This window comes from Streptomyces sp. NPDC006879 (genome assembly GCF_042869595.1).
Classification (GTDB): Bacteria; Actinomycetota; Actinomycetes; order Streptomycetales; family Streptomycetaceae; genus Streptomyces.
The window spans coordinates 1-19,372 of sequence record NZ_JBIAGC010000019.1; the positions used below are offsets into that span (position 1 = coordinate 1).

At 72.2% G+C, this 19,372-nt stretch carries 15 protein-coding genes; 5 read left to right on the top strand and 10 right to left on the bottom strand.

Going from position 1 to position 19,372, the window contains the following annotated elements; all coding sequences use genetic code 11:
* Positions 1-328 precede the first annotated feature (328 nt).
* The 9 genes from ACFYMC_RS16530 to ACFYMC_RS16570 form a co-directional block, all read right to left on the bottom strand.
* The gene (locus tag ACFYMC_RS16530; RefSeq protein WP_388524976.1) at positions 329-1,540 is read right to left on the bottom strand and encodes an NAD(P)/FAD-dependent oxidoreductase; all 1,212 of its coding nucleotides are present in this window, start codon (positions 1,538-1,540) and stop codon (positions 329-331) included.
* A gap of 2 nt (positions 1,541-1,542) precedes the next feature.
* Positions 1,543-2,937: an FAD-dependent oxidoreductase gene (locus ACFYMC_RS16535; protein WP_388524979.1), complete on the bottom strand. Its 1,395-nt coding sequence runs from the start codon at positions 2,935-2,937 to the stop codon at positions 1,543-1,545.
* A complete protein-coding gene (locus ACFYMC_RS16540) occupies positions 2,934-5,108 on the bottom strand; it encodes a molybdopterin oxidoreductase family protein (protein WP_388525216.1) in 2,175 nt (724 codons plus the stop codon). Before ACFYMC_RS16540 ends, ACFYMC_RS16535 begins: the two co-directional genes overlap by 4 nt.
* A 22-nt stretch (positions 5,109-5,130) precedes the next feature.
* Complete coding sequence (locus ACFYMC_RS16545) at positions 5,131-6,522, bottom strand: MFS transporter (RefSeq protein WP_388524981.1); 1,392 nt, start codon at positions 6,520-6,522, stop codon at positions 5,131-5,133.
* A gap of 123 nt (positions 6,523-6,645) precedes the next feature.
* Positions 6,646-8,121 carry a lyase family protein gene (locus tag ACFYMC_RS16550; protein ID WP_388524984.1) on the bottom strand — a complete coding sequence of 492 codons (1,476 nt, stop codon included), beginning with the start codon at positions 8,119-8,121 and terminating at the stop codon, positions 6,646-6,648.
* Complete coding sequence (locus tag ACFYMC_RS16555) at positions 8,121-10,100, bottom strand: FAD/NAD(P)-binding protein (RefSeq protein WP_388524986.1); 1,980 nt, start codon at positions 10,098-10,100, stop codon at positions 8,121-8,123. Before ACFYMC_RS16555 ends, ACFYMC_RS16550 begins: the two co-directional genes overlap by 1 nt.
* 284 nt (positions 10,101-10,384) lie before the next feature.
* Positions 10,385-11,971 (bottom strand): class I adenylate-forming enzyme family protein, encoded by a 1,587-nt coding sequence (locus ACFYMC_RS16560; RefSeq protein WP_388524989.1) that lies wholly within the window; start codon positions 11,969-11,971, stop codon positions 10,385-10,387.
* A gap of 202 nt (positions 11,972-12,173) precedes the next feature.
* On the bottom strand, positions 12,174-12,731 hold the full coding sequence (locus ACFYMC_RS16565) for an SRPBCC family protein (RefSeq protein ID WP_388524992.1): 558 nt from the start codon (positions 12,729-12,731) through the stop codon (positions 12,174-12,176).
* Positions 12,732-12,861: 130 nt separating this feature from the next.
* On the bottom strand, positions 12,862-13,839 hold the full coding sequence (locus ACFYMC_RS16570) for an NADPH:quinone reductase (RefSeq protein WP_388524995.1): 978 nt from the start codon (positions 13,837-13,839) through the stop codon (positions 12,862-12,864).
* Between the two features lie 209 nt (positions 13,840-14,048).
* Here ACFYMC_RS16570 and ACFYMC_RS16575 point away from each other — a divergent pair, with 209 nt between their 5' ends.
* The 4 genes from ACFYMC_RS16575 to ACFYMC_RS16590 all read left to right on the top strand — a co-directional run bounded on the left by ACFYMC_RS16575 (position 14,049) and on the right by ACFYMC_RS16590 (position 17,889).
* Complete coding sequence (locus ACFYMC_RS16575) at positions 14,049-14,534, top strand: GNAT family N-acetyltransferase (RefSeq protein WP_388524998.1); 486 nt, start codon at positions 14,049-14,051, stop codon at positions 14,532-14,534.
* A gap of 45 nt (positions 14,535-14,579) precedes the next feature.
* Positions 14,580-14,942, top strand: a complete 363-nt coding sequence (locus ACFYMC_RS16580) for a hypothetical protein (protein WP_388525000.1) — start codon at positions 14,580-14,582, stop codon at positions 14,940-14,942.
* A 5-nt stretch (positions 14,943-14,947) separates the two neighbouring features.
* Entirely contained in the window at positions 14,948-16,222 is a 1,275-nt protein-coding gene (locus ACFYMC_RS16585; RefSeq protein WP_388525003.1) for an NAD(P)/FAD-dependent oxidoreductase, read from the top strand.
* A 137-nt stretch (positions 16,223-16,359) separates the two neighbouring features.
* Entirely contained in the window at positions 16,360-17,889 is a 1,530-nt protein-coding gene (locus ACFYMC_RS16590; protein ID WP_388525005.1) for an FAD-binding oxidoreductase, read from the top strand.
* A 62-nt stretch (positions 17,890-17,951) separates the two neighbouring features.
* On the opposite strand, the gene ACFYMC_RS16595 is transcribed toward ACFYMC_RS16590, so the two are convergent.
* Entirely contained in the window at positions 17,952-18,779 is an 828-nt protein-coding gene (locus ACFYMC_RS16595) for a L,D-transpeptidase family protein (RefSeq protein ID WP_388525008.1), read from the bottom strand.
* A gap of 102 nt (positions 18,780-18,881) precedes the next feature.
* Here ACFYMC_RS16595 and ACFYMC_RS16600 point away from each other — a divergent pair, with 102 nt between their 5' ends.
* On the top strand, positions 18,882-19,361 hold the full coding sequence (locus tag ACFYMC_RS16600; RefSeq protein ID WP_388525011.1) for an NUDIX hydrolase: 480 nt from the start codon (positions 18,882-18,884) through the stop codon (positions 19,359-19,361).
* Positions 19,362-19,372 lie beyond the last annotated feature (11 nt).

Genomic DNA, 19,372 nt, shown 5'->3' on the forward strand with positions numbered 1-19,372 from the left:
CCCTCAGCGTCCCGGAAATCCGCCGGATGATCGGGCACGTTGTCGTCACGCCCCGCTGCCACAGCAACGAGCACCGTCTGCACTGGTCACACTTCCGACGCCGCAGCCAGGCCCGAGCCCGCCGATGCCACTACCAACGCCGAGGCCACGACCCCCACATGCGGTTGCAGTACTAGCCCAGGCGTCGAGTTGAACGGCGACTGTCGACCATCCGCTGAACGGTCCTTGACCGTATGACGAGGCAGGCGGGCCCGACCGCACCCGGACGGCCGGGCCCGCCTGCCGGAGGCAAACGTGTCTCCCCGGCCCCGGTGGGGCGGCGTCGGCGCTACGGGGCCAGCAGCCTCTCGGGTGGGGACGTCAGGGGGTGGCCGAGCAGCGCACGTAGGCCCGGGTAGCCGCGGGCGTCCCCGGCGAGGACGCCGCCGCGCAGGGTGCGGCCGTCGGCGTCGAGCACCAGCTTGGCGTAGGTGCCGGCCCGCGGGTCCACACGGACGAAGCTGAGGACGCCTTCGCCGGAGCCGTGCACATCACCGAAGCCCGCCACCTCCACACCGAGCAACTTCAGCCTGGCCGAGGTGTCCGCGCCCGGGAAGGGCTCGGCGGGAGCCCCGAGCAGTTGGCGAGCCACGATCTCGGCCATCCGGTAGCCGGGGGCGGCCATCCCGTGGCAGCGACCCTCGACGGCGGCGCACTCGCCGACGGCCCAGACCCGCGCATCCGCGGTACGACAGTGCGAGTCCACCAGGAATCCACCCCGCTCGCCACGGGCCAGCCCGGCCGGCTCGGCCAACTCGTCCCGAGGGCGGACCCCCGCCGAGAAAATCACCATACGGGCCTCGACGAAGCTGCCGTCGGACAGTCTCACCCCGCGCACCCGACCCTCGGCGTCCGGCAGCACCGCGGCAAGGCTCCTCCCGCAGTACGCCTCGACCCCGAGCCCGGCCACCAACCCCGCCAGTACCCGCCCGGCCCCTGCATCGATCTGCAGGGGCATCAGGTGTGGGGCGAGCTCGACCACCCGCGCCCGCATGCCGAGCGTCCTTAGGGCCTGCGCCGCTTCCAGTCCCAGCAGTCCACCGCCGATGACCACGCCGGGCGCGCCCGCCCTCGCCGCCTCCCGGATCGCGTCGAGGTCCTCGACCGTGCGGTACGTGAAGCAGCCGGGTAGTTCCCGGCCCGGCACCGGCGGCACGAACGGGCGGGATCCGGTGGCCAGTACGAGCGCGTCGTAGCTCAGCCGCGTGCCGTCGACGAGGGTGACCGCGCGGGCCGCCCGGTCGAGGTGGACGGCTGGGGTGGACAGGCGCACCTCGGGCCCCGGTCGGTCCTGTGACGTTGCGGTGCGGGACGGCAGGGTGAGCTCCGCGACGCTGGTACCGGCCACATACGAGGAGAGCGCCACCCGGTCGTAGGCGGGGCGTGGCTCCTCCGCGGCGACCACCACCCGCCAGTGCCCGGAGGTGTCACCCGCGCGGATCTCCTCGACCAGCCGGTGCCCGACCATCCCGTACCCGACGACGACCAGGGTCTTGCGCATGGTCAGGTCTTCCCTTCGGAGCGGTCCTCGGTCCATTCGGCACAGAGCCGGGCCACCACCGCCGAACAGCTGCCGCAGCCGGTGGTGACCCGGGTGGCGGCTGCCAGGGCGGGCAGGTCGCGGGCACCGGACTGCCAGGCCCCGGCCAGCGCTGCCTTGGTGACGTGGTTGCACTGGCACAGGACGGCGTCCAGCGGCAGTGCGCCGCGCCCCGCGTACTGGCTCGGTCGTCCCAGGAGCAGGGCCAACCGGTCGCTGGGCAGCGGACGGTCCTCGACATAGGCGCGGGTCAGGTCGGCCGCGGCCTTCGGCAGTCCGATCAGGACACCCCCGTGCAGACGCCCCTCCCGCAGTCGCAGGTGGGCGTGGCGGGCCGGACCGGTGAGGGTGAGGACCTCCACGTCCTCGGCCTCCCCGTGCTCGCCGCTCTCCTCCGGCACGGGCTCGCCGAGGACCGTCAGGTCGAGACCGGGGACGCGTGGCCGCAGGACCCGCCGGGCGGGGCGGGACAGCGCGCGGCGGCCGGTGAGTACGGCGGCCAGGTCCTCGGCCCGGTCCCGTGCGGGGTCCGCGGTGCAACCGCCCACCGCGTAGACGTGCGGGTCGCAGGTGCGTAGGCGGCCATCGACCCGCACTGCGCCACCCCGCAGGGCGAGCCCCGCGCGGCGGGCCAGGTCCACGTGCGCCCGGTGGCCGGCGCACACCAGGAGGAGACCGGCGGCCAGTAGCCGGCCGTCGTCGAGGACGGCCTTGCCGGGCTGGTGGGCGCTGACCCGGTGGCCGAGTTCGAGGGTGATGCCCTGCTGGCGCAGGGCGCCGGCGAGGACCGCACCGGCCCGCGCGTCGAGTTCCCGGTGGGCGGGGCGGGGCCCGGGGTGCACCAAGGTCACCTCGTGGCCGACCGCGCGCAGCGCAACGGCGGTCCCGACCCCGTGCAGTCCGCCACCCGCCACGACGACGGGGCCTTCGGCGGCGGCGACGGCCCGGTGGTCCGCGGGGGTGCGCAGGTAGCGAACGCCGGGCGGCGGCGTGGCCTCCGGGCCGGGCACTGCCTCGATACCGGGGTCCTTGGACTGGACCCCGGTGGCCAGGACCAGGGTCTGGTAGGCATGGGTCTGCCCGGAACTGGTGTGCAGCAGGCGGCGGCGCCGGTCGATGGCAAGGACCTCGGTGCCCGAGTGGACCTGTACGGCGGAGGGCAGCGGCGGCAGGTGCAACGCTTCGGGAGTCAGGCCGGCATCGAGAACGGCGGGGAGCAGGGCGGGTTCGTGGGCCGGGGTGCCGCGGGCGCCGAACACCGTCACCGGTCCGCGGTGTCCGTACCGGATCAGGGCTTCGACCAGGGTGTGCGCGATGGGCCCGTGCCCCACCACGGTGAGGGCCCGCTCGGGGGTCACGGCGCGCCCTCCCGCGGTCCCGCGCAGTCGGGCTCGGGCTCGGGGCCGAGCCTGACGGCCGCCAGTTTGAACTCGGGCATCCGGCTCACCGGGTCCAGGGCGTCACCCGTCAGCAGGTTGGCCCGGCCCTCGGCGGCGAAGTGGAAGGGGACGAACACCGTGTCGGGGCGCAGGGTCGGCAAGGTCCGCACGCGGGCGGTCATCGCACCGTGGGCCGAGACGATCCGGGCCAGGTCCCCTTCGGCGAGTCCGTACCGAGCGGCGGTGTCGGGGTGCAGTTCGACGTGTGCTTCGGGGGCTGTGTGCAGGAGCTCCGGTACCCGTCGGGTCTGGGCTCCGGACTGATAGTGGGCCAGGACCCGCCCCGTGGTCGCGTACAGGGGGTGTGCTGTGTCGGGTGTTTCGGCTGCCTGCCGGTGCTCCACGGGCACGAAACGGGCCCGCCCGTCGGGGTGTGCGAAGCGGTCCAGGAACATCCTGGGGGTGCCCGGGTGTGGGGCCTCGGACGCGGGACAGGGCCAGTACAGCTCCTCGCCGGCGTCGAGCCGCTCGTAGCTGATGCCGGCGTAGTCGGACCGGCTGCCGCTGGTGGCCAGCCGCAGTTCCTCGAAGACCTGCCGGGGCGTGTCGGGGAAGCGTTCGGCGGGTTGCCCCAGACGCAGGGCGAGCTCGCGCAGCACCGCGAGGTCGGTGCGCACCCCTTCGGGAGGGGGCAGCGCGGCGCGGCGGCGCAGGACGCGCCCCTCCAAGTTGGTGAGGGTGCCGTCCTCTTCAGCCCATTGGGCGACCGGCAGCACCACGTCGGCCAGTTGGGTGGTCTCCGAGGGTACGAAGTCGGCGACCACCAGCAGGTCCAGGGAGGCGAGCCGGTCGGCCACGTGGGCGGCGCGAGGTGCGGAGACCACCGGGTTGGAGCCGAAGACCAGCAGGGCACGGGGCCCGGTGGGGGTGCCGAGGGAGTCGAGGAGTTCGTAGGCGCTCGGTCCGGCGCCGGGGAGTTCGGCGGGGTCCACTCCCCAGACCCCGGCGACATGGGTGCGCGCCGCGGGGTCGGTGATCGTCCGGTAGCCGGGAAGCTGGTCGGACTTCTGGCCGAGTTCCCGGCCGCCCTGTCCGTTGCCCTGGCCGGTCAGGCAGCCGTAGCCGCTGCCCTCGCGACCGGGCAGTCCGAGGGCGAGGGCCACGTTGATGAAGGCGGAGACGGTGTCCGTGCCCTTGCTGTGCTGTTCGGCTCCGCGCCCGGTCAGGAGGTAGGCGCGTCCGGCTTCCGCCAGCATCCGTACCGCCTCGCGCTGCTGCGCCACGGGGACGCCCGTGACGGCCTCGACCCGCTCCGGCCACCAGGGCAGGGCACGCTGCCAGGCCTGGGCGAAGCCGGTGGTGCGGACGTCGAGGTAGTCGCGGTCCAGGTGGCCTTCGGTAACGGCGAGGTGGAGCAGGCCGAGCGCCAGGGCGAGGTCGGTGCCGGGTACTGGCTGGAGGTGGAGGGCGGCTTGTTCGGCGGTCCGGGTGCGCCGGGGGTCGATGACGATCAGACGTGCCTTGCCCAGGTGGCGCATGAGCGGCGGCATGGTCTCGGCGGGGTTGGCGCCAGCCAGCAAGACCACCTCGGCCCGGCCGAGGTCGGTGACGGGGAACGGGAGCCCCCGGTCCAGCCCGAAGGCCGCGTTGCCGGCAGCCGCGGCCGAGGACATGCAGAAGCGGCCGTTGTAGTCGATGTGGCTGGTGCCCAGCGCGAGACGGGCGAACTTGCCCAGCAGGTAGGCCTTTTCGTTGGTCAGTGCGCCGCTGCCGAAGACCGCGACGGAGTGCGGGCCGTGGGCCTGCCTCAGTCGGGAGAGCCGGGCGGCGACCAGATCGAGTGCGGTGTCCCAGTCGGCGGGCGCGAGCCTGCCGTCGGGGCCGCGCAGCAGGGGGGTGCGGAGCCGGTCGGGCGTCCGCAACAGGGTGGGCGCGGTCCAGCCCTTCTGACACAGGCCGCCCTGGTTCACGGGGAATTCGGGATCAGGGCGGACGGTGACCGGGGCAGCGCGGGTGGCGCCTGCTGACCGTTCCCGGGGGTGGCTTTGGGGCCGGGGGGTCAGCAGGGTGCCGCACTGAAGGGCGCAGTAGGCGCAGTGGGTGGCGGTTTCGGCGGGCTTCCGGGCGGTACCGGTGCCTCCCACCGGCATCGGCTGACTTCCCGTCAACTGGTCAGCGGACATGGGCGGCGGGGGTGGCGGGGCGGGTTCCGGCGCTGGCCGCCGTCGGGGCGGGCGCCTCATGACGCAGGTAGAAGTACCAGGTCACGGCCATGCACAGGGCGTAGTAACCGAGGAAGCAGAGGAAGGCGGGGGTGCCGCTGGCGGAGTCACCCTGGTAGCTGGCGCGGAAGGCCAGGTTGATGCCGACTCCACCGAGTCCGCCGATGGCGCCCGCGATGCCGATGACGGCGCCGGAGAAGCGGCGGGCCCGCGCGAAGGCCTTGCGGGCGTCGCCGCCGGCGGTGACGGCCGCTTCGGCCGCACTGGCAGCGACGGCCGGGATCAGCTTGTAGGTCGAGCCGTTGCCGAGCCCGCTGAGGACGAACACCGTGGTGAAGGCGGTGATGAACAGGGCGAAGGAGCCGGCCCGGGAGGCGAGGAGCAGCGCCAGGGCGCCCAGGGCCAGTCCGACGAAGTTCCACAGGGTGACCCGGGCGCCGCCGAATCGGTCGGCGAGCCTGCCGCCGAGTGGTCTGGAGAGGGAGCCGAGGAGGGGCCCGATGAAGGTGAACGAGGCTGCTTCCAACGGGGTGGAGCCGAACTGGTTCTGGAGCACCAGTCCGAAGGCGAAGCCGTAGCCGATGAAGGAACCGAAGGTGCCGATGTAGAGGAGCGAGATCCACCACGTGTGGGGGTTCTTGGTGGCCTCTCGTAGCGCTCCCGGTTCCGCCCGTACCGCCGCCACGTTGTCCATCCGCAGGGCCGACAACAGGGAGACGGTGACGATCAGCGGCAGGTAGACGGCGACCACGTAGGAGGGGTGGGTGTCGCCGGCGGTCGCGATGACCAGCAGGCCGAGGAGTTGGACGACGGCGACACCGAGGTTGCCGCCGCCGGCGTTGACTCCGAGGGCCCAGCCCTGCTGGCGCTGGGGGTAGAAGATGGTGATGTTGGTCATCGAGGACGCGAAGTTGGCGCCGCCGACGCCCGCGGTGGCGCCGATGATCAGGAAGACCCACAGGGGGGTACCGGGACGCTGCACGAAGACCAGGGCCAACACCGCGGGGACGAGCAGCACCGCAGTGGCGAAGATCGTCCAGTTCCGGCCGCCGAAGCGGGTGACGGCGTAGCTGTAGGGCAGCCGCAGCAGCGCCCCGACCAGGGTGGGGACCATGACGAGGAGGAACTTCTCCTCGGGTGCGAACCCGAGACCGATCTCCGGCGACATGAAGAGCACCAGCACGGACCACAGGCTCCATACGGAGAAGCCGATGTGTTCGGACAGGACGGACAGAGTCAGGTTGCGGCGGGCGGTCTTCCTTCCGGTGCGCTCCCAGAATTCCTCGTCCTCTGGGTCCCAGTCCTCGATCCACCGTCTGGAGGCGGGCGTTCGGGTCGTCATGGCTCCTCGGGCTCCTCTTGTGGTGGTGCGAAACGGGCTGGCGACGCCCGCCTGGGCTCGGTACACAGGCCGGCGCCGGGCCGGTGCACCTCGTTTCCGGCGTGCCGGGCCCGGCCGGTTTGGTCAGGGGGCGTCGGTGTCGGACAGCGCGCGGTCGACGAGGGCCTGCGCGGCTCCCGTGTAGCCGGCCGGTTCACACAGGTCGGCGATCTCCACCGCATCGAGTAGGCCGGAGAGTTCCGCCGATTCGGCGAGCACCTCGGCGAGGTGACGCCCCTGGGTGGTGGCGTCCGACGCGGCCTGCGTCAGCAGGCGTTTGGCGGGCGCCTTGCCGAGGCGGGGAGCCAGGACGGCGGCGATCCGCTCGGAGACCACCTGACTCCGGGTCAGGTCCAGGTTGGCTCGCATCCGCAGCGGCCGGACCTCCAGGCCGGCTGCGAGCTCGGCTGCGGTACGGGCGGCTCCGCCGGCCAGTCGCAGCGCTTCGCGCAGCAGCAGCCACTCCGCGTGCCAGGCTCCGCCGGAACGTTCGTCCTCACTGGTCAGACACTGGGTCAGGGCACCTGCCAGGGCGGGCACCTGGAGGGCAGCGGAACGGATCAGCGTGGAGAGCACCGGATTGCGCTTGTGCGGCATCGCGGACGAGGAGCCCCGGCCGGTCCCGCCCGGCTCGGCGAGCTCGCCGACTTCGGTGCGGGCCATCCCCTGCACGTCGACGGCGATCTTCCCGAGCGCCCCCGCGGTGTGGGCGAGGGCGGCGGCAAGATCGGCCAGGGGGGTGCGCAGGCTGTGCCAGGGCAGGGTCGGTCGGGCCAGGCCGGTTTCCGCCGCGTAGGCCGCGAGGAGGCGATCGGTATAGGCGCCGGCCTCGAACTCCTCCGCGGCGGCACCCGCCCCGTCCAGCTCCGCGTACTGGACGTAACCGGCCAGGGTGCCGGCCGCGCCACCGAGCGAGACCGGGAGCCCGCCGTCTTGGACGCGGGCCAGTCGCTGTTCGGCCTGCCGGACCAGGTGCAACCAGCCGGCGGCCTTCAGCCCGAAGGTGGTGGGGACTGCGTGCAGGGACAGGGTGCGGCCGGCGATCAGGGTGTCGCGGTGCTTGCCTGCGAGGTCGGCGAGGGCCTCGGCAGTCCGGTCCAGGTCGGAGCGGATCAGCCGCAGCGCCCGGTCGGCGACCAGCATGGCACCGGTGTCGAAGATGTCCTGGCTGGTGGAGCCGCGGTGCACGTACTCGGCGGCGGCCGGGTCGCGCTGCGCCACCAGCTGGCTGAGCGCGGCGACCAGGGCGACCACCGGGTTGGCGGTCTCCCGTGCGGCGAGGGCGAGTTGACGCGGGTCGAACCGGTCGGCCCGGGCGGCCTCGGTGATCGCCGCCGCAGCCGGCGCCGGCAGGGTGCCCAGGCCCGCCTGGGCGCGGGCCAGCGCCGATTCGGCGTCCAGCATGGCTTGCAGCCAAGCCTCGTCCGAGGTGGCGGCTTCCACCGGGGTCCCGACCCGTACGGGGGAGAGCAAACCGGTGTCCCGGGCGGTACGGGTGGGTGCCCAGCGCTGCGGGGCGCCCGGTGCCGACACCGGCGCCGGGCCGAGCCGGGCGGCCATCAGACGATGATCCCGGTCAGATCGGTGGCCGCGTCCACCGGTCGCACGCCCTGCGGGATCTTGGCGACCGGGGGCAGCCCGAGGACGGTGCGGGCGATGGCATCGGAGTCGCCGAGGGTGACGGAGTCCACGCCGGGTCGGATGCCGGCCGCGGTGACCCAGTGGACGGACTCGGTGGGCACGCCGTAGGCGAAGCGCCGGGGGTGGGCGCGCCCCCGCGGGTCCAGCAGGTGGTAGGGGCGTTCGGTGACGGCCAGGCCGCCGGTCTCGTAGCTGGTGCCGCAGGAACCGTCGATCCGGTAGGCCGCCGCCTGGTCGGTGTCGAGCAGGTGGCGCAGCAGCGGGTCGTCGGTCCGACGCAGGTCCGGCTCGGGCAGGCGGGCCTCGATCAGCGCGGTGGAGCGGATCGCTGGGCCCGGCACTGCGGCCGATTCGGCGACGAAGATCTGCGCGGTGGTGTCGATCTTCACCTGGACTCCGGGGCCGAGGACGCCGAGCACTCCGGCCTCGATCAGCGCCACCATCTCCTCGATGCGGGAGGCGGGCGGGCCGATCGAGAGGAAGGCGTTCAGTGGGGTGTACCAGCCCTCCAGGTCGTCCCGGTGGGAGTTGCCCTCCAGCCCACCGTGGTCCACCGCGAGCCGGATCTCGTTGCGCAGGTCGCGCAGCACGTCCAGGGCAGCCTTCACCGGACCGCTGACGTTGCCCTGCCGGGCGTGCTCCACGTCGGCGCGCAGGTAGTCGAGCAGCCAGCCGGTGAATTCGGCGCGGTCAGCGAACTCGCGTTCTCCGTATGGTCGGGACAGCTTCTCCCAGCTCCAGTGGTCCGGTGCGTGGATGCCGTACTCGGCGAGGAGTTGCTGCGGCTCGGTGTCGGCCGGCAGAGCCAGGTAGCGGGCGGTGAAGTCCCCCTGTTCGGCCTCTCGACCACGGGCGGCCAACAGCGTCCCGTAGTAGACGCTCTCGACCTCTCGGGAGATCAGCGGCCACAGGTCGACGCTGAAGCTGATCCGCTCGCCGTCCTCGGAGCGCTGCTGGAGCTCGGCGATCCGGGCGGCGGTGAGCAGCTGCGGGAAGTAGCGTCCGTGCGCGCCCTTCTCGTTCTCGCCGCGGGCGTGGTAAGGGATACCGCGCCGGGAGAAGGCGTACAGCTTCGGCTCCTGCCCGGACGGCCGGTACACGAGCTGTTCGCCGATGCGCTCGAAGGACCCGCCGCGGCCGATGGTGAGCAACGCCATGTGGTCGAAGAAGTTGAGGCCGAGTCCGCGCAAGAGGACGTTCTGCCCGGGCTCGATGCCGCTGAGGTCGAGATCGGCGGGGTTGGCGGGGGTGAGGTAGGTCAGGTGGTGGATGCGGGCGAGGCTGGCGGTGCGAGCCTCCCTGCTGGTGAGGCGGGCCGGTACGTGGCCCTGAGCCATCACGATGGCGTCCAACTCGTTGAGACGGACACCGTTCTCCAGGCGCACGCCCTGCGGTCCGCCGGGCACGCCGTGGGTGTCGGCCATGGCCACGGCGCGGGTGCGGTGGATGACCACCTGGACGTGGGCGGGTGCGCCCTCGACCACGCGTCGGAAGCAGTCGCCGAGGTAGCGGCCGTAGAAGGCCCGGGTCGGGTAGGTGTTGGGACCCATCCGGAGCGCTTCGGTGAGGGTTTCCTCGTCGTCGTGCTGGGGGTCTCCGAGGAGCGCCAGGCTCTGCGCCCACTCGTAGAGGGTGGGTCCCTCCTCGATGGGCCCCTCGATCTGCACGCTGTCGTCGGTGAACACGGTGATCTGTGAGGAGACCGTGTTCATCAGGAGGTGGCGGGACTGCTCGCTGCGCCACACCTGACCCGCGCCGGGTGCGGAGGGGTCGATGACGTGGACGATGACGCAGTCGTGGGAGGGCGTTTGGCGTTCGGCGGCGCACAGCCGCTCCAGGACGGACAGTCCGCGGGGGCCGGCGCCGATGATGGCGATCTCGGTCCGTGTGCTGCTCATGGGGGTGCGTTCCCTTCGGGGTGTGGGACGGGGAGCGGGCTCGGGGCGGTGGAACGACGGGCGCCCGCAGACGTGGCCGGCGACGGTCGACGCCGGGTACCGCAACGCGCAGGGCAGCGCGGCCACGGGAGGTAGTCGGGCCAGCCCACATCGCGGTGGGGTGCGGCGCGGGGTGTCACGGGCCGGGCGGGAGCTGCGAGACACGCCCGGGTGCCGTGACCGGTGGGCCCTGCCGGACATCGCGAGGCGGTGAGCCCTTCCGGCCGCGGCACCCGGGACGGGCCTCAGGAATCCGACGGGGCTCCAGTGGCCTCCTGCGCCCCCAGCAGGCGGGCGAGTTCGAGACGTTTGATCTTGGTGGTGGCGGTCTGCGGCAGGTCTTCCAGCCGCCACTGCACGGGCTCGCCCAGCGGCGGCAACCCGGTTACGGCCGCCTGCCAGGCCACCGGGTCGAGCGGCTTGTCGTCGCGGGTGGACACCACCGGAACGGGGGTGCCGTCCGGGCCGGGGATGATGATGACCTCGATCAGTTCCGGCACCCGGGTGAAGAGCTTGTCCTCGATCTCCAGGGTGGACTTGACGCCCGGGATCTCGTCGACTTCGCGGTCCAGCAGGTGCAGGCAGCCGTACTTGGTGCGGTAGCCCACGTCTCCCATCCGCCACCAGCCGTCGTTGACCTGCTTCTCCCAGCGGGCGTGTTCGCCGTGGTAAGTGATGATCCGGCCGTCGCTGCGGACCTCGATCCAGCCGGGGTTCTCCTGGCTGGGCGGGTTCCCGTCACGGCTGACCACCCGCACTCCGGTCATGCCGGGGAACGGGACGCCGACGCAGCGGCCGTTGAAGTCCGCGCCGTCCTTGAGGGAGTAGGTGCGCGCGGCGATCGGCCCGACCTCGCTCTGCCCGTAAGCCTGCGCGAACCGGCGGCCCTTGCGGGCCGAGGCCTGGAGCAGGCGGTTGACGGTGCGGGGGTGGATGGCGTCGAAGGTGCTGGAGAAGTACTTGACGTTGGCGAGCGGGCGGCGCGGATCCTCGGCGAGCACCTCCCAGCGCAGGAACGTGTTGGGGTGGGCCTCGATGAAGCCGGGCGGGACCTGACTGAAGAGGGCGCCGACGGTCTCCGGGTCGTCATCGCGCAGCACGATCAGCGGATGCCCCTGCAGGATGGCGATCGGCATGGCGGTGAACATGCGCGAGTGCACGAACGAGACGTGCACGGCGATGGGTTCGCTCTGCCTCACCGCTGCCCCCACCACTGTGGCCTGGGGACGGTAACGCGCCTGGAAGCTCGTACCGGTGTGCACGGCGAGCTTGGGGGTGCCGGTGGTGCCTGAGGTGTGGGTGATCAGCGTGGGGTGATCAGCGGGCATGCTGACCGCCCCGACCCGCTGAGCACCGGCGAGGGATTCCAGCGGGGTCGCCCCCTCGAAGTCGCCGCTGGCCAGGAGCACGCGCCGTGAGAGGGTGAGGACCTCAGCGGGCAGCGAGTCCTCCAACTTGGCCTGGTCCGTCACCAGATAGGGGCGCCCCACCCGGCGCAGCAGTTCCGCGACGGTCGCTCCGTCCAGCTTGGGGGAGAGCAACACCGGGACGGCGCCGATCCTCGCGACCGCGCAGGCCAGCAAGGAGATGTCGAAGCCGTCGCTCTTGTGGACGACCACGTGGTCCCCGGGGCGGACGTCCACCGACCACAGGCGCGACGCCAGATCGGCGATCAGCTCCGCCAGTTCGGTCAGCGTCGCCCGGCGGCCGAGGTGGGGGGCGAGGTCCAGATCGTGGTCGAGGACCACGAAGTTCCCGGGGTGCCGGGCCGCCGCCCGGTCGAAAAGGGTCCCGAGGCGGATTCCCTTGTTGCCTATGCGTTGGAGAAACATCCGTCACTCTCTTGTCCGAGGGATTGGCTTTCCGGCCGGCGCCAAGACTTTCTGTAATCCCTGGCGAATGAGCGCGGCGTCAATTGCGGTGGACCGCAGCACGGAAGGACTCTCCCGCCACGGCCCCACAAGGACACTCCGAAAGCGCTGCGGGGCGCGGCAACTTCCGTCGTGCGCCCGCCGGGGGACTACGGGAACGCCCTTAGGCCTTTTCGATGACGTCCTTGATGCGGGCGAGCGTTTCATCGAGGTCCTGCACCAGCTTCGCGGTCCAGTCGACGACGAACTTCTCCCGGGCGGGCTCGTCGAGCTCCGCCACGATGTGGTGGATCCCGGCGGTGGCCTTCCCCATTCGGAAGTGGTGGGTGAGTACCGAACCCCGGCCGTCGGCGGCCGGCGCGATGTCGAAGCCCCAGATGGATTCCTGGTCCTCCTGGGCGTGGGTGAGCATCATCCACTGGAAGGTGCGGCCGGGCTCGGCTGCCGTGACCCGCGCCTCCGTGTGCCAGGTGCCGCGGATGAGCGGTGCCCAGGCGACGACCTGCTCGCTGCGCAGGTTCTCGCCCCGGAAGATCGAGCCGACCTGCGAGGGCTCACCGGAGACCCACTCGCCGCCCATGCACTCCGGGCTCCATTCGGCGCTGCGCGGCAGGTCGCTGATCACCCCGTAGACGGCGTCCGGGGTCGCCGAGATGTTGATGTCGGCACGAAGCTCAAAGAGCGGGGACTTTTCGATGATCGTGCTTTCGGTGTTCGCCATGAGATAAATCCTTTCGATTTCCAGTAAGTTCGGTCAACCGCACGGAAACAGATCCGTCAAGTCCTGTGACCAACAATGCCGTTCTGAAGTTGCCCGATGGGCCAGCGCGACGGGGATTGGAGAAAAAGCCTCACTCGGAGACCCGGATCACAAGCTTTCCGTGCACCTTTCCCTCATCGAGGCGCCGATGGGCTTCGGCGGCCTCCCTCAACGGCACTACTTCGGTGGCGGGCGGCCGTAGCAAGCCCTCGGCCAGGAGCCGGTTGATCCCGGCCGCCGCGTCCGCCAACTCCTCGCAGCGCGCGTGCGAGATGGCGAACCCGTGCACCGACCGGTCCTGGAGGTAGAGCTCGCCGGCGGGCAGCACAGGACGGGTACGCAGCCCGGCCAGGATCACCACCCGGCCCCGCGAGGCGAGGAGCGGAACGGCGCTCTCCAAGTCATTGCGCCCGGAGGTGTCGATGTGGAGATCGACACCCTCCGGGGCGGCTGCCCGGATCGCTGCGGGCAACTGTGGGTCCCGGTAGTCGAGGACGTGGTGGGCGCCGAGACGGGACACCTGTGCGGCGTCCTTCGCGGAGGCCACGGCGATGACTCGGGCGCCAGCCTGGACGGCCATCACCACCAGGGCGCTGCCGACGTTTCCCGCGGCACCGAGGACCACCACCGTCTCCCCCGCCCGTACCCGGCCGTGGGTGAACAGCGCGAGGTGGGCGGTGGCGGCCGGGTGCGCCAGGGCGACGGCGTCCACCGGGTCCGCCCCGGCGGGCAGGTGGTAGAGCCGCTCCGCCGGTACCAGGACCTGCTCGGCCGCGGCACCCTGCCGCCCCGCGTGACCGAGGCTGTTGCACCACACCCGGTCACCGACGGCGAAGCCGGCAACGGCGCCGCCGACCGACGCGACGGTGCCGACCACGTCGCGGCCGATCACGAAGGGGAAGGTGATCGGGGTGCGCCAGGCACCGGAGCGGACGAAGGTGTCCACGTGGTTGACCGAGGTCACCGCCACGTTGACCAGGACCTCGTGGGCGCCGGGCACCGGCGCGGGCAGTTCGCCGTACCGGATGACGTCCGGCGGGCCCAGCTCTTCTATGTAGGCAGCACGCATGTCTGGGGATTCTGGTGCCGCGAGAGGCATCCGGCGCAGTACGGGCCGATCCGAGGCACTGGTCCGTCACCTCCTCGCCTCGGGTCTGTCACCTTCGACCACCGCCACGTCAAGTCCGTTGCAGGTTCGTCAAGTCGGCGGTCACCGAGCGTCAAGTCGACCCGGTTCGCGCACCGTGGGCGGGCTCAGGGCAGCCTTAGGATGCCGATATGACCGCTGTTCAAAAACAGTTGCGTACCGCCTCCGGCATGACCCTCTTCGACATCCGACCCGAGGATCCCCGGATGACCGAGGACGTCGGACCGCTCATCCGAGCACTGCGCCCCGAGCTCACCGAGGCGGGCTTCGCTCGCCTCGCCACCGAAGGTCACGAACAGGGACTGGTGTTCACGGCCGCGTACGACCCGCAGGGCCACTGTGCGGGGGTCGCCGGGCACCGGGTGCTGTCGACCAGCCGAGGCCGGATCCTTTTCGTGGACGATCTGGTGACCGATCCGACGCTCCGCTCCATCGGTCTCGGTGGCCAGTTGCTGGAGGCTCTGCGACAGCGGGCCCAAGAAGCCGACTGCGTCCGGATCGAGCTGGACTCCGGCGTCACCAACCAACGGGCCCACCGCTTCTACCACCGGCACCGACTGGCCATCAGCGCGCTGCACTTCACCCTCGACGTCCCACCGCGCGACGACGGCGCTTGACCGGTTCCTGGTCGGTCCCTGGGCGCCGGCGGCCATCCTGGGGCCATGATCATGACCACCCCGACCGTCGCCCGCCTGGAGCCGACGGCGACCGCACACGTCCGCCTGATGGCCGACGAACTGGCTCAGGACTTCACCGCTGGGCGCTGGGCGCCCAGCGCGTTGGAGATCCGCATCACCGACATCCTGTTGACGGCGACCGCCGGGGACGGCGCCCTGACCGGACCGCGGATCCGGGCCGCCCTCTGGGAGGGATCCTTCACCTTCACCGCTGAGAACGGGGGGCGTCTGGCCACACTGCTGGCCTGCGCGGTTCCGCTGGTCAGCGAACCCGAACTCAAAGACGCAGCAGTGGTGGAGACCGTCCACGAACTCCTTACCCGCGTCTGCGACCGGGCGAAGGGCTAGCCACGGTGCCTTCCCTGCATCCCGAGCCCACCGCCCAGGACGCGGCGGCCGGTCCGCGCCTGGTGGTGGTCGGCGGCGGGTTCGCCGGCGTCTGGGCGGCAGCAGCCGCGGCCCGGCTGCGGGCCCGAACCGGGGCACCGCTGACGGTGACCCTGGTCAGCCCGGGGCCGGACCTCGTCCTGCGGCCACGCCTGTACGAAGCGCAGCCGCACAAGCTGCGCCTACCACTGGCCCGGATCCTGGGGCCGGTCGGGGTGCGACTGGCAGCAGCCACGGTGACCGGCGTGGACACCGCCGCCCGCCGGCTCACCGCAACGGGCCGGGACGGCGCGGCCACCGCCTTCGGCTACGACCGGCTCGTGCTGGCCACCGGCAGCGCGCTGGCACGTCCTCCCGCTCTGCCCGGAGCAGACCTGCTGCACGATGTGGACACGATGGATTCGGCTCTGGCCCTGGACGCGCGGCTGCGGGCGCTGCCCGCGCTGCCGGCCGGCGGCGGGCGTTTCACCGCCGTCGTCGTCGGATCCGGTTTCACCGGGTTGGAGGTGGCCACCGAACTCGTGGGCAGGCTGCGGGCGCTGGCCGCCCCGCACGGTTGCGCCGAGGAGGTCAGGGTCGTGCTCGTCGAGCGGGCGGACGTCCTCGGTCCAGGTCTCGGCCCCGGTCCCCGCCCCGTGATCGAGGCGGCGCTCGGGGAACTGCGGGTCGAAACCCGGCTCGACACCTGCGTTCAAGAGGTGACCTCGACTGCGGCCGTGCTCTCGGACGGCACCCGGATCGACACCCGTTGCGTGGTGTGGACCGGCGGGGTGCGGGCCAACGCCCTCACCGAGCAGGTCCCCGCCGAGCGCGACCAGAGCGGCCGGCTGGTCACCGACGCCTGGCTGCGGGTGCCTTCGGTACCGGAGGTCTACGCGGCCGGGGACACCGCCGCTGCCGCGCTCAAGGACGGTCGGACCACCCTGCCCAGTTGCCAGCACGCCATCCCGCTCGGCAAGCACGCGGGCCACAACGCCGCCGCCGACCTGCTGGGCCAGCCGCGGGTGGCCTTCGCCCCTGGGCCCTACGTCACCTGCCTCGATCTGGGCGCCGCCGGGGCGGTGTCCACCACCGGTTGGGAGCGCACCGTACGCCTGCGCGGGGCGGCGGCGAAGGTTCAAAAGCGCCTCATCACCGAACGTTGGATCGTCCCGCCGCTGGACCATCCGGCGGAACTGCTGCGCCAGGCGGACCACCGCTGGCGCACGCGCCGCGAGGACCCCTTGTTCCCGGCCCGCTGAGCCGCGGCCCCGAGCTGGCCTCGCCTCGCGGCGGGCCGCACGGACCCGGCCGGCGGCCGGCACGTACCGCACCCCACCGCACCACCGCATGGCTCCGTCCCGCATCCGCACCTCACCTCGTATCCGGGAGTCACCACGTGATCAGCAGACGCACGCTCATCCGCTCCGGCGCGGCCACCGGCGCCGCCATCGCCTTGGCCGCCCCCGCGACCGGTCTGGTCGCCGCGGCCGACCGTTCGGACCGTCCGGTGCCCTGGGAGTCCCTGCGCTCCCGCCTGACCGGCGACCTCGTCCTCCCCTCGGACCCCGGCTACGCCGTGGCGCGCCAACTCCAGATGGCCTGGTACGACACGATCCACCCGCAGGGCATCGTCTACTGCGCCTCCGAGGCCGACGTGTCGACCGTCCTGCGCTTCGCCCAGGACCAGGAGTTGCCCACCGCGGTGCGCAGCGGTGGGCACAGCCAGGCCGGGTACTCCACCTCACCCGGCCTCGTGCTCGACGTCTCCCGGCTGAACGCGATCCGCCCCGGACCCACCGTTCACCTCGGTCCGGGCGCTCAGGGCGTGGACATCGTCAACACCTGTGGTCCGCTGGGACTCCAGCTCGGTACCGGCACCTGCCCGACCGTCGCGATGGGGGGCTGGATACAGGGCGGCGGTCTGGGGCTGACCGCCCGATCCTTCGGCATGGGGGCCGACCGGCTCGTCTCCGCCCGGGTGGTGCTGGCCGACGGCCGTACCGTGCACGCCTGCGAGCGGCGGCACTCCGACCTGTACTGGGCGCTGCGCGGTGGCGGTGGCGGCAACTTCGGGGTGGTCACGGCCATGGAGGTGCGCCCCGTCCGGGCGCCGTCGATGACCGTCTACAACCTGACCTTCGACGGCTCGGCCGCCGTCGACGTGATGCTCGCCTGGCAGCACTGGATGACTGAGGCTCCCCGGGAACTCGCCTCTGAGCTGTTGGTGATGCTCTACGAAGGTTCGCCCGCGGACTCCGATCCGGTGGTGGTGGTCAGCGGCGCCTACCTGGGCCCGCGGGCAGCCGCCGAGCGGTGGTTGGACCGGCTCGCCCTGGCCGCCGGGCGTCCGCCTGCCAGCAGGGAGTTGGAGGAGCTCCCGTACCAGAAGGCGATGATGCGGGTCTTCGGGTGCGGCGAGGCCACGGTCGAGGAGTGTCACCGCATCGGCTACTCACCGCGCGCCCGCCTACCTCGTGAGAACTACGGGACCTACCGAAACGTCTTCTTCGACCGAACCTGGCCCCGAGCGACCGCGGAGGCCGCGCTCGACGCCCTGCGCGCGGACCAGCAGCCCGAACAGTTCCGGTTCCTGGGCCTGTTCGCCTATGGCGGCCGGATCAACGACCTCTCCGCCACGGACACCGCGTTCGTGCACCGCGACACGGTCTTCGAGGCGGGCTACCAGGTGGGGCTCGCCGAGGCGGAACCGGCACGGGAGCAGCGTCGGCGGGCCCAGGCCTGGGTGGACCACGGGTTCGCGACCCTGCACCCGCTCTCCACGCGGCGTTCGTACCAGAACTACATGGACCCGGCGCTCGATGGCTGGCGGGAGGCCTACTACGGCCGCAACTATCCGCGGCTGCGTGCGGTCAAGCGGGCCTACGACCCGCACCGGTTCTTCCGTTTCGCCCAGGCGATCGACTGAGCCGGGCCGGTGCGGGCCCCTACCGCCCGGGCCCGTACCGCCCGGGTGGCCGGCCGGGTGGCTCACATGCCGGGCGGGCCCATGACGACCACCGGGTCCTGGGCCGGATCCAGCGTCTTCAGCAACTCCCTCATGGCTTCCTCGGCCACGCCGACACAGCCCCGGGTGGGACCGTCGTGGTCGACGTGCAGCCAGATGTTTCCACCGGTCTCCTCCCCGTCCGGCTGGCGCTCGTCGAGCGGGGAGGAGCCGGGTACCCGGTTGTAGTTCACCGCGATGACGTGGTCGAAGACTCCGTCGAGGGGCTCGCCGTTCACTCCCTGCCCGTAGGGGACGAAGAGGCGGTCCTGGTCGTAGGGCAGGAGCGTGCCGGTGGGCGCGGGGAGCCGGCCGCCGGCGTCGGTGAGCCGGAACACCCCTTCGGGTGAGGTGAGGTCCCCTGCTTCGCGCCGCTGCGACCAGCCTCCGGCGCCGTTGCGCGCCGGCCATCGCGGCCCTGGGCGCCAGTCCGACGATCCCGGAGCCCGCTGGTAGAGGGTGACGGTGGAGTGGGAGGACTCGGGGCCCTCGCCACGGACCAGCACCACCTGCCGGCTGTCGTCGGGGATGCGGGCGCGAGTGGTGTCGCTGATACCGGGCAGGGGGCGCGGCGTGCGGGGCTGTTCGGGTCCCGCGGCCCCCGGGGCGACCTGGCGTTTTGCTGCGGACCGGATCGGGGCCGGGGCGGTGGGCCTGCCGTCGCCGGCGGGCTCCCCGCAGGCGACGGCGGCCGAGCCGATCAGCACGAGCCAGGCGACGGCCGCTACGGACGGTCCGCGGCGGTGGGTCCGAAGACGGCGGCAACGGGCGAGGAGGCGGATCCGCCTGGGCTGTCCGGGTTCTCTGCTCACCTCACGAACCGTACACATACGACAATTCATATGTATTACTACTTGCTCCGCATAGTGGACACCCCCTCCATTGCGCCCACCCACCCGGCCTACAGTGCCTCGATGCGGATACCACGGACAGCGGCCAGGACCTTGGTCCTGACCCCCGAGCACCAGGCCTTCCTCTTTCGCTCCGACGACCGGGCCGAAGTGGGCACGCACTGGATGCCACCGGGCGGCGGGGTGGACCCGGGCGAAAGCGCCCGTGAGGGCGCGCTGCGCGAACTGCACGAGGAGACCGGCTGGCAGGACCTCTCACCCGGCCCCCTGCTGTGCACCTGGGAGCACGACTTCACCCGCGCAGGGGTTCCCGTACGCCAGTACGAGCACCTCTATCTCGCCCGGGGACCACACCGGCCGCCCACCAGCCGTTCGGCCGGCGGCAGACGCGCGGACCGGCTCCAGGAATGGCGCTGGTGGTCGGCGGCGGAACTGAGCGAGACCACCGAAACCCTCTGGCCCCCGCGGCTGCCCGAACTCCTGCACCGGCTGCGCGAACGGGGCCCCCGAGCGGGCACCCTGCACTTCGGGTTCACCGGCTGACCATCCGCACG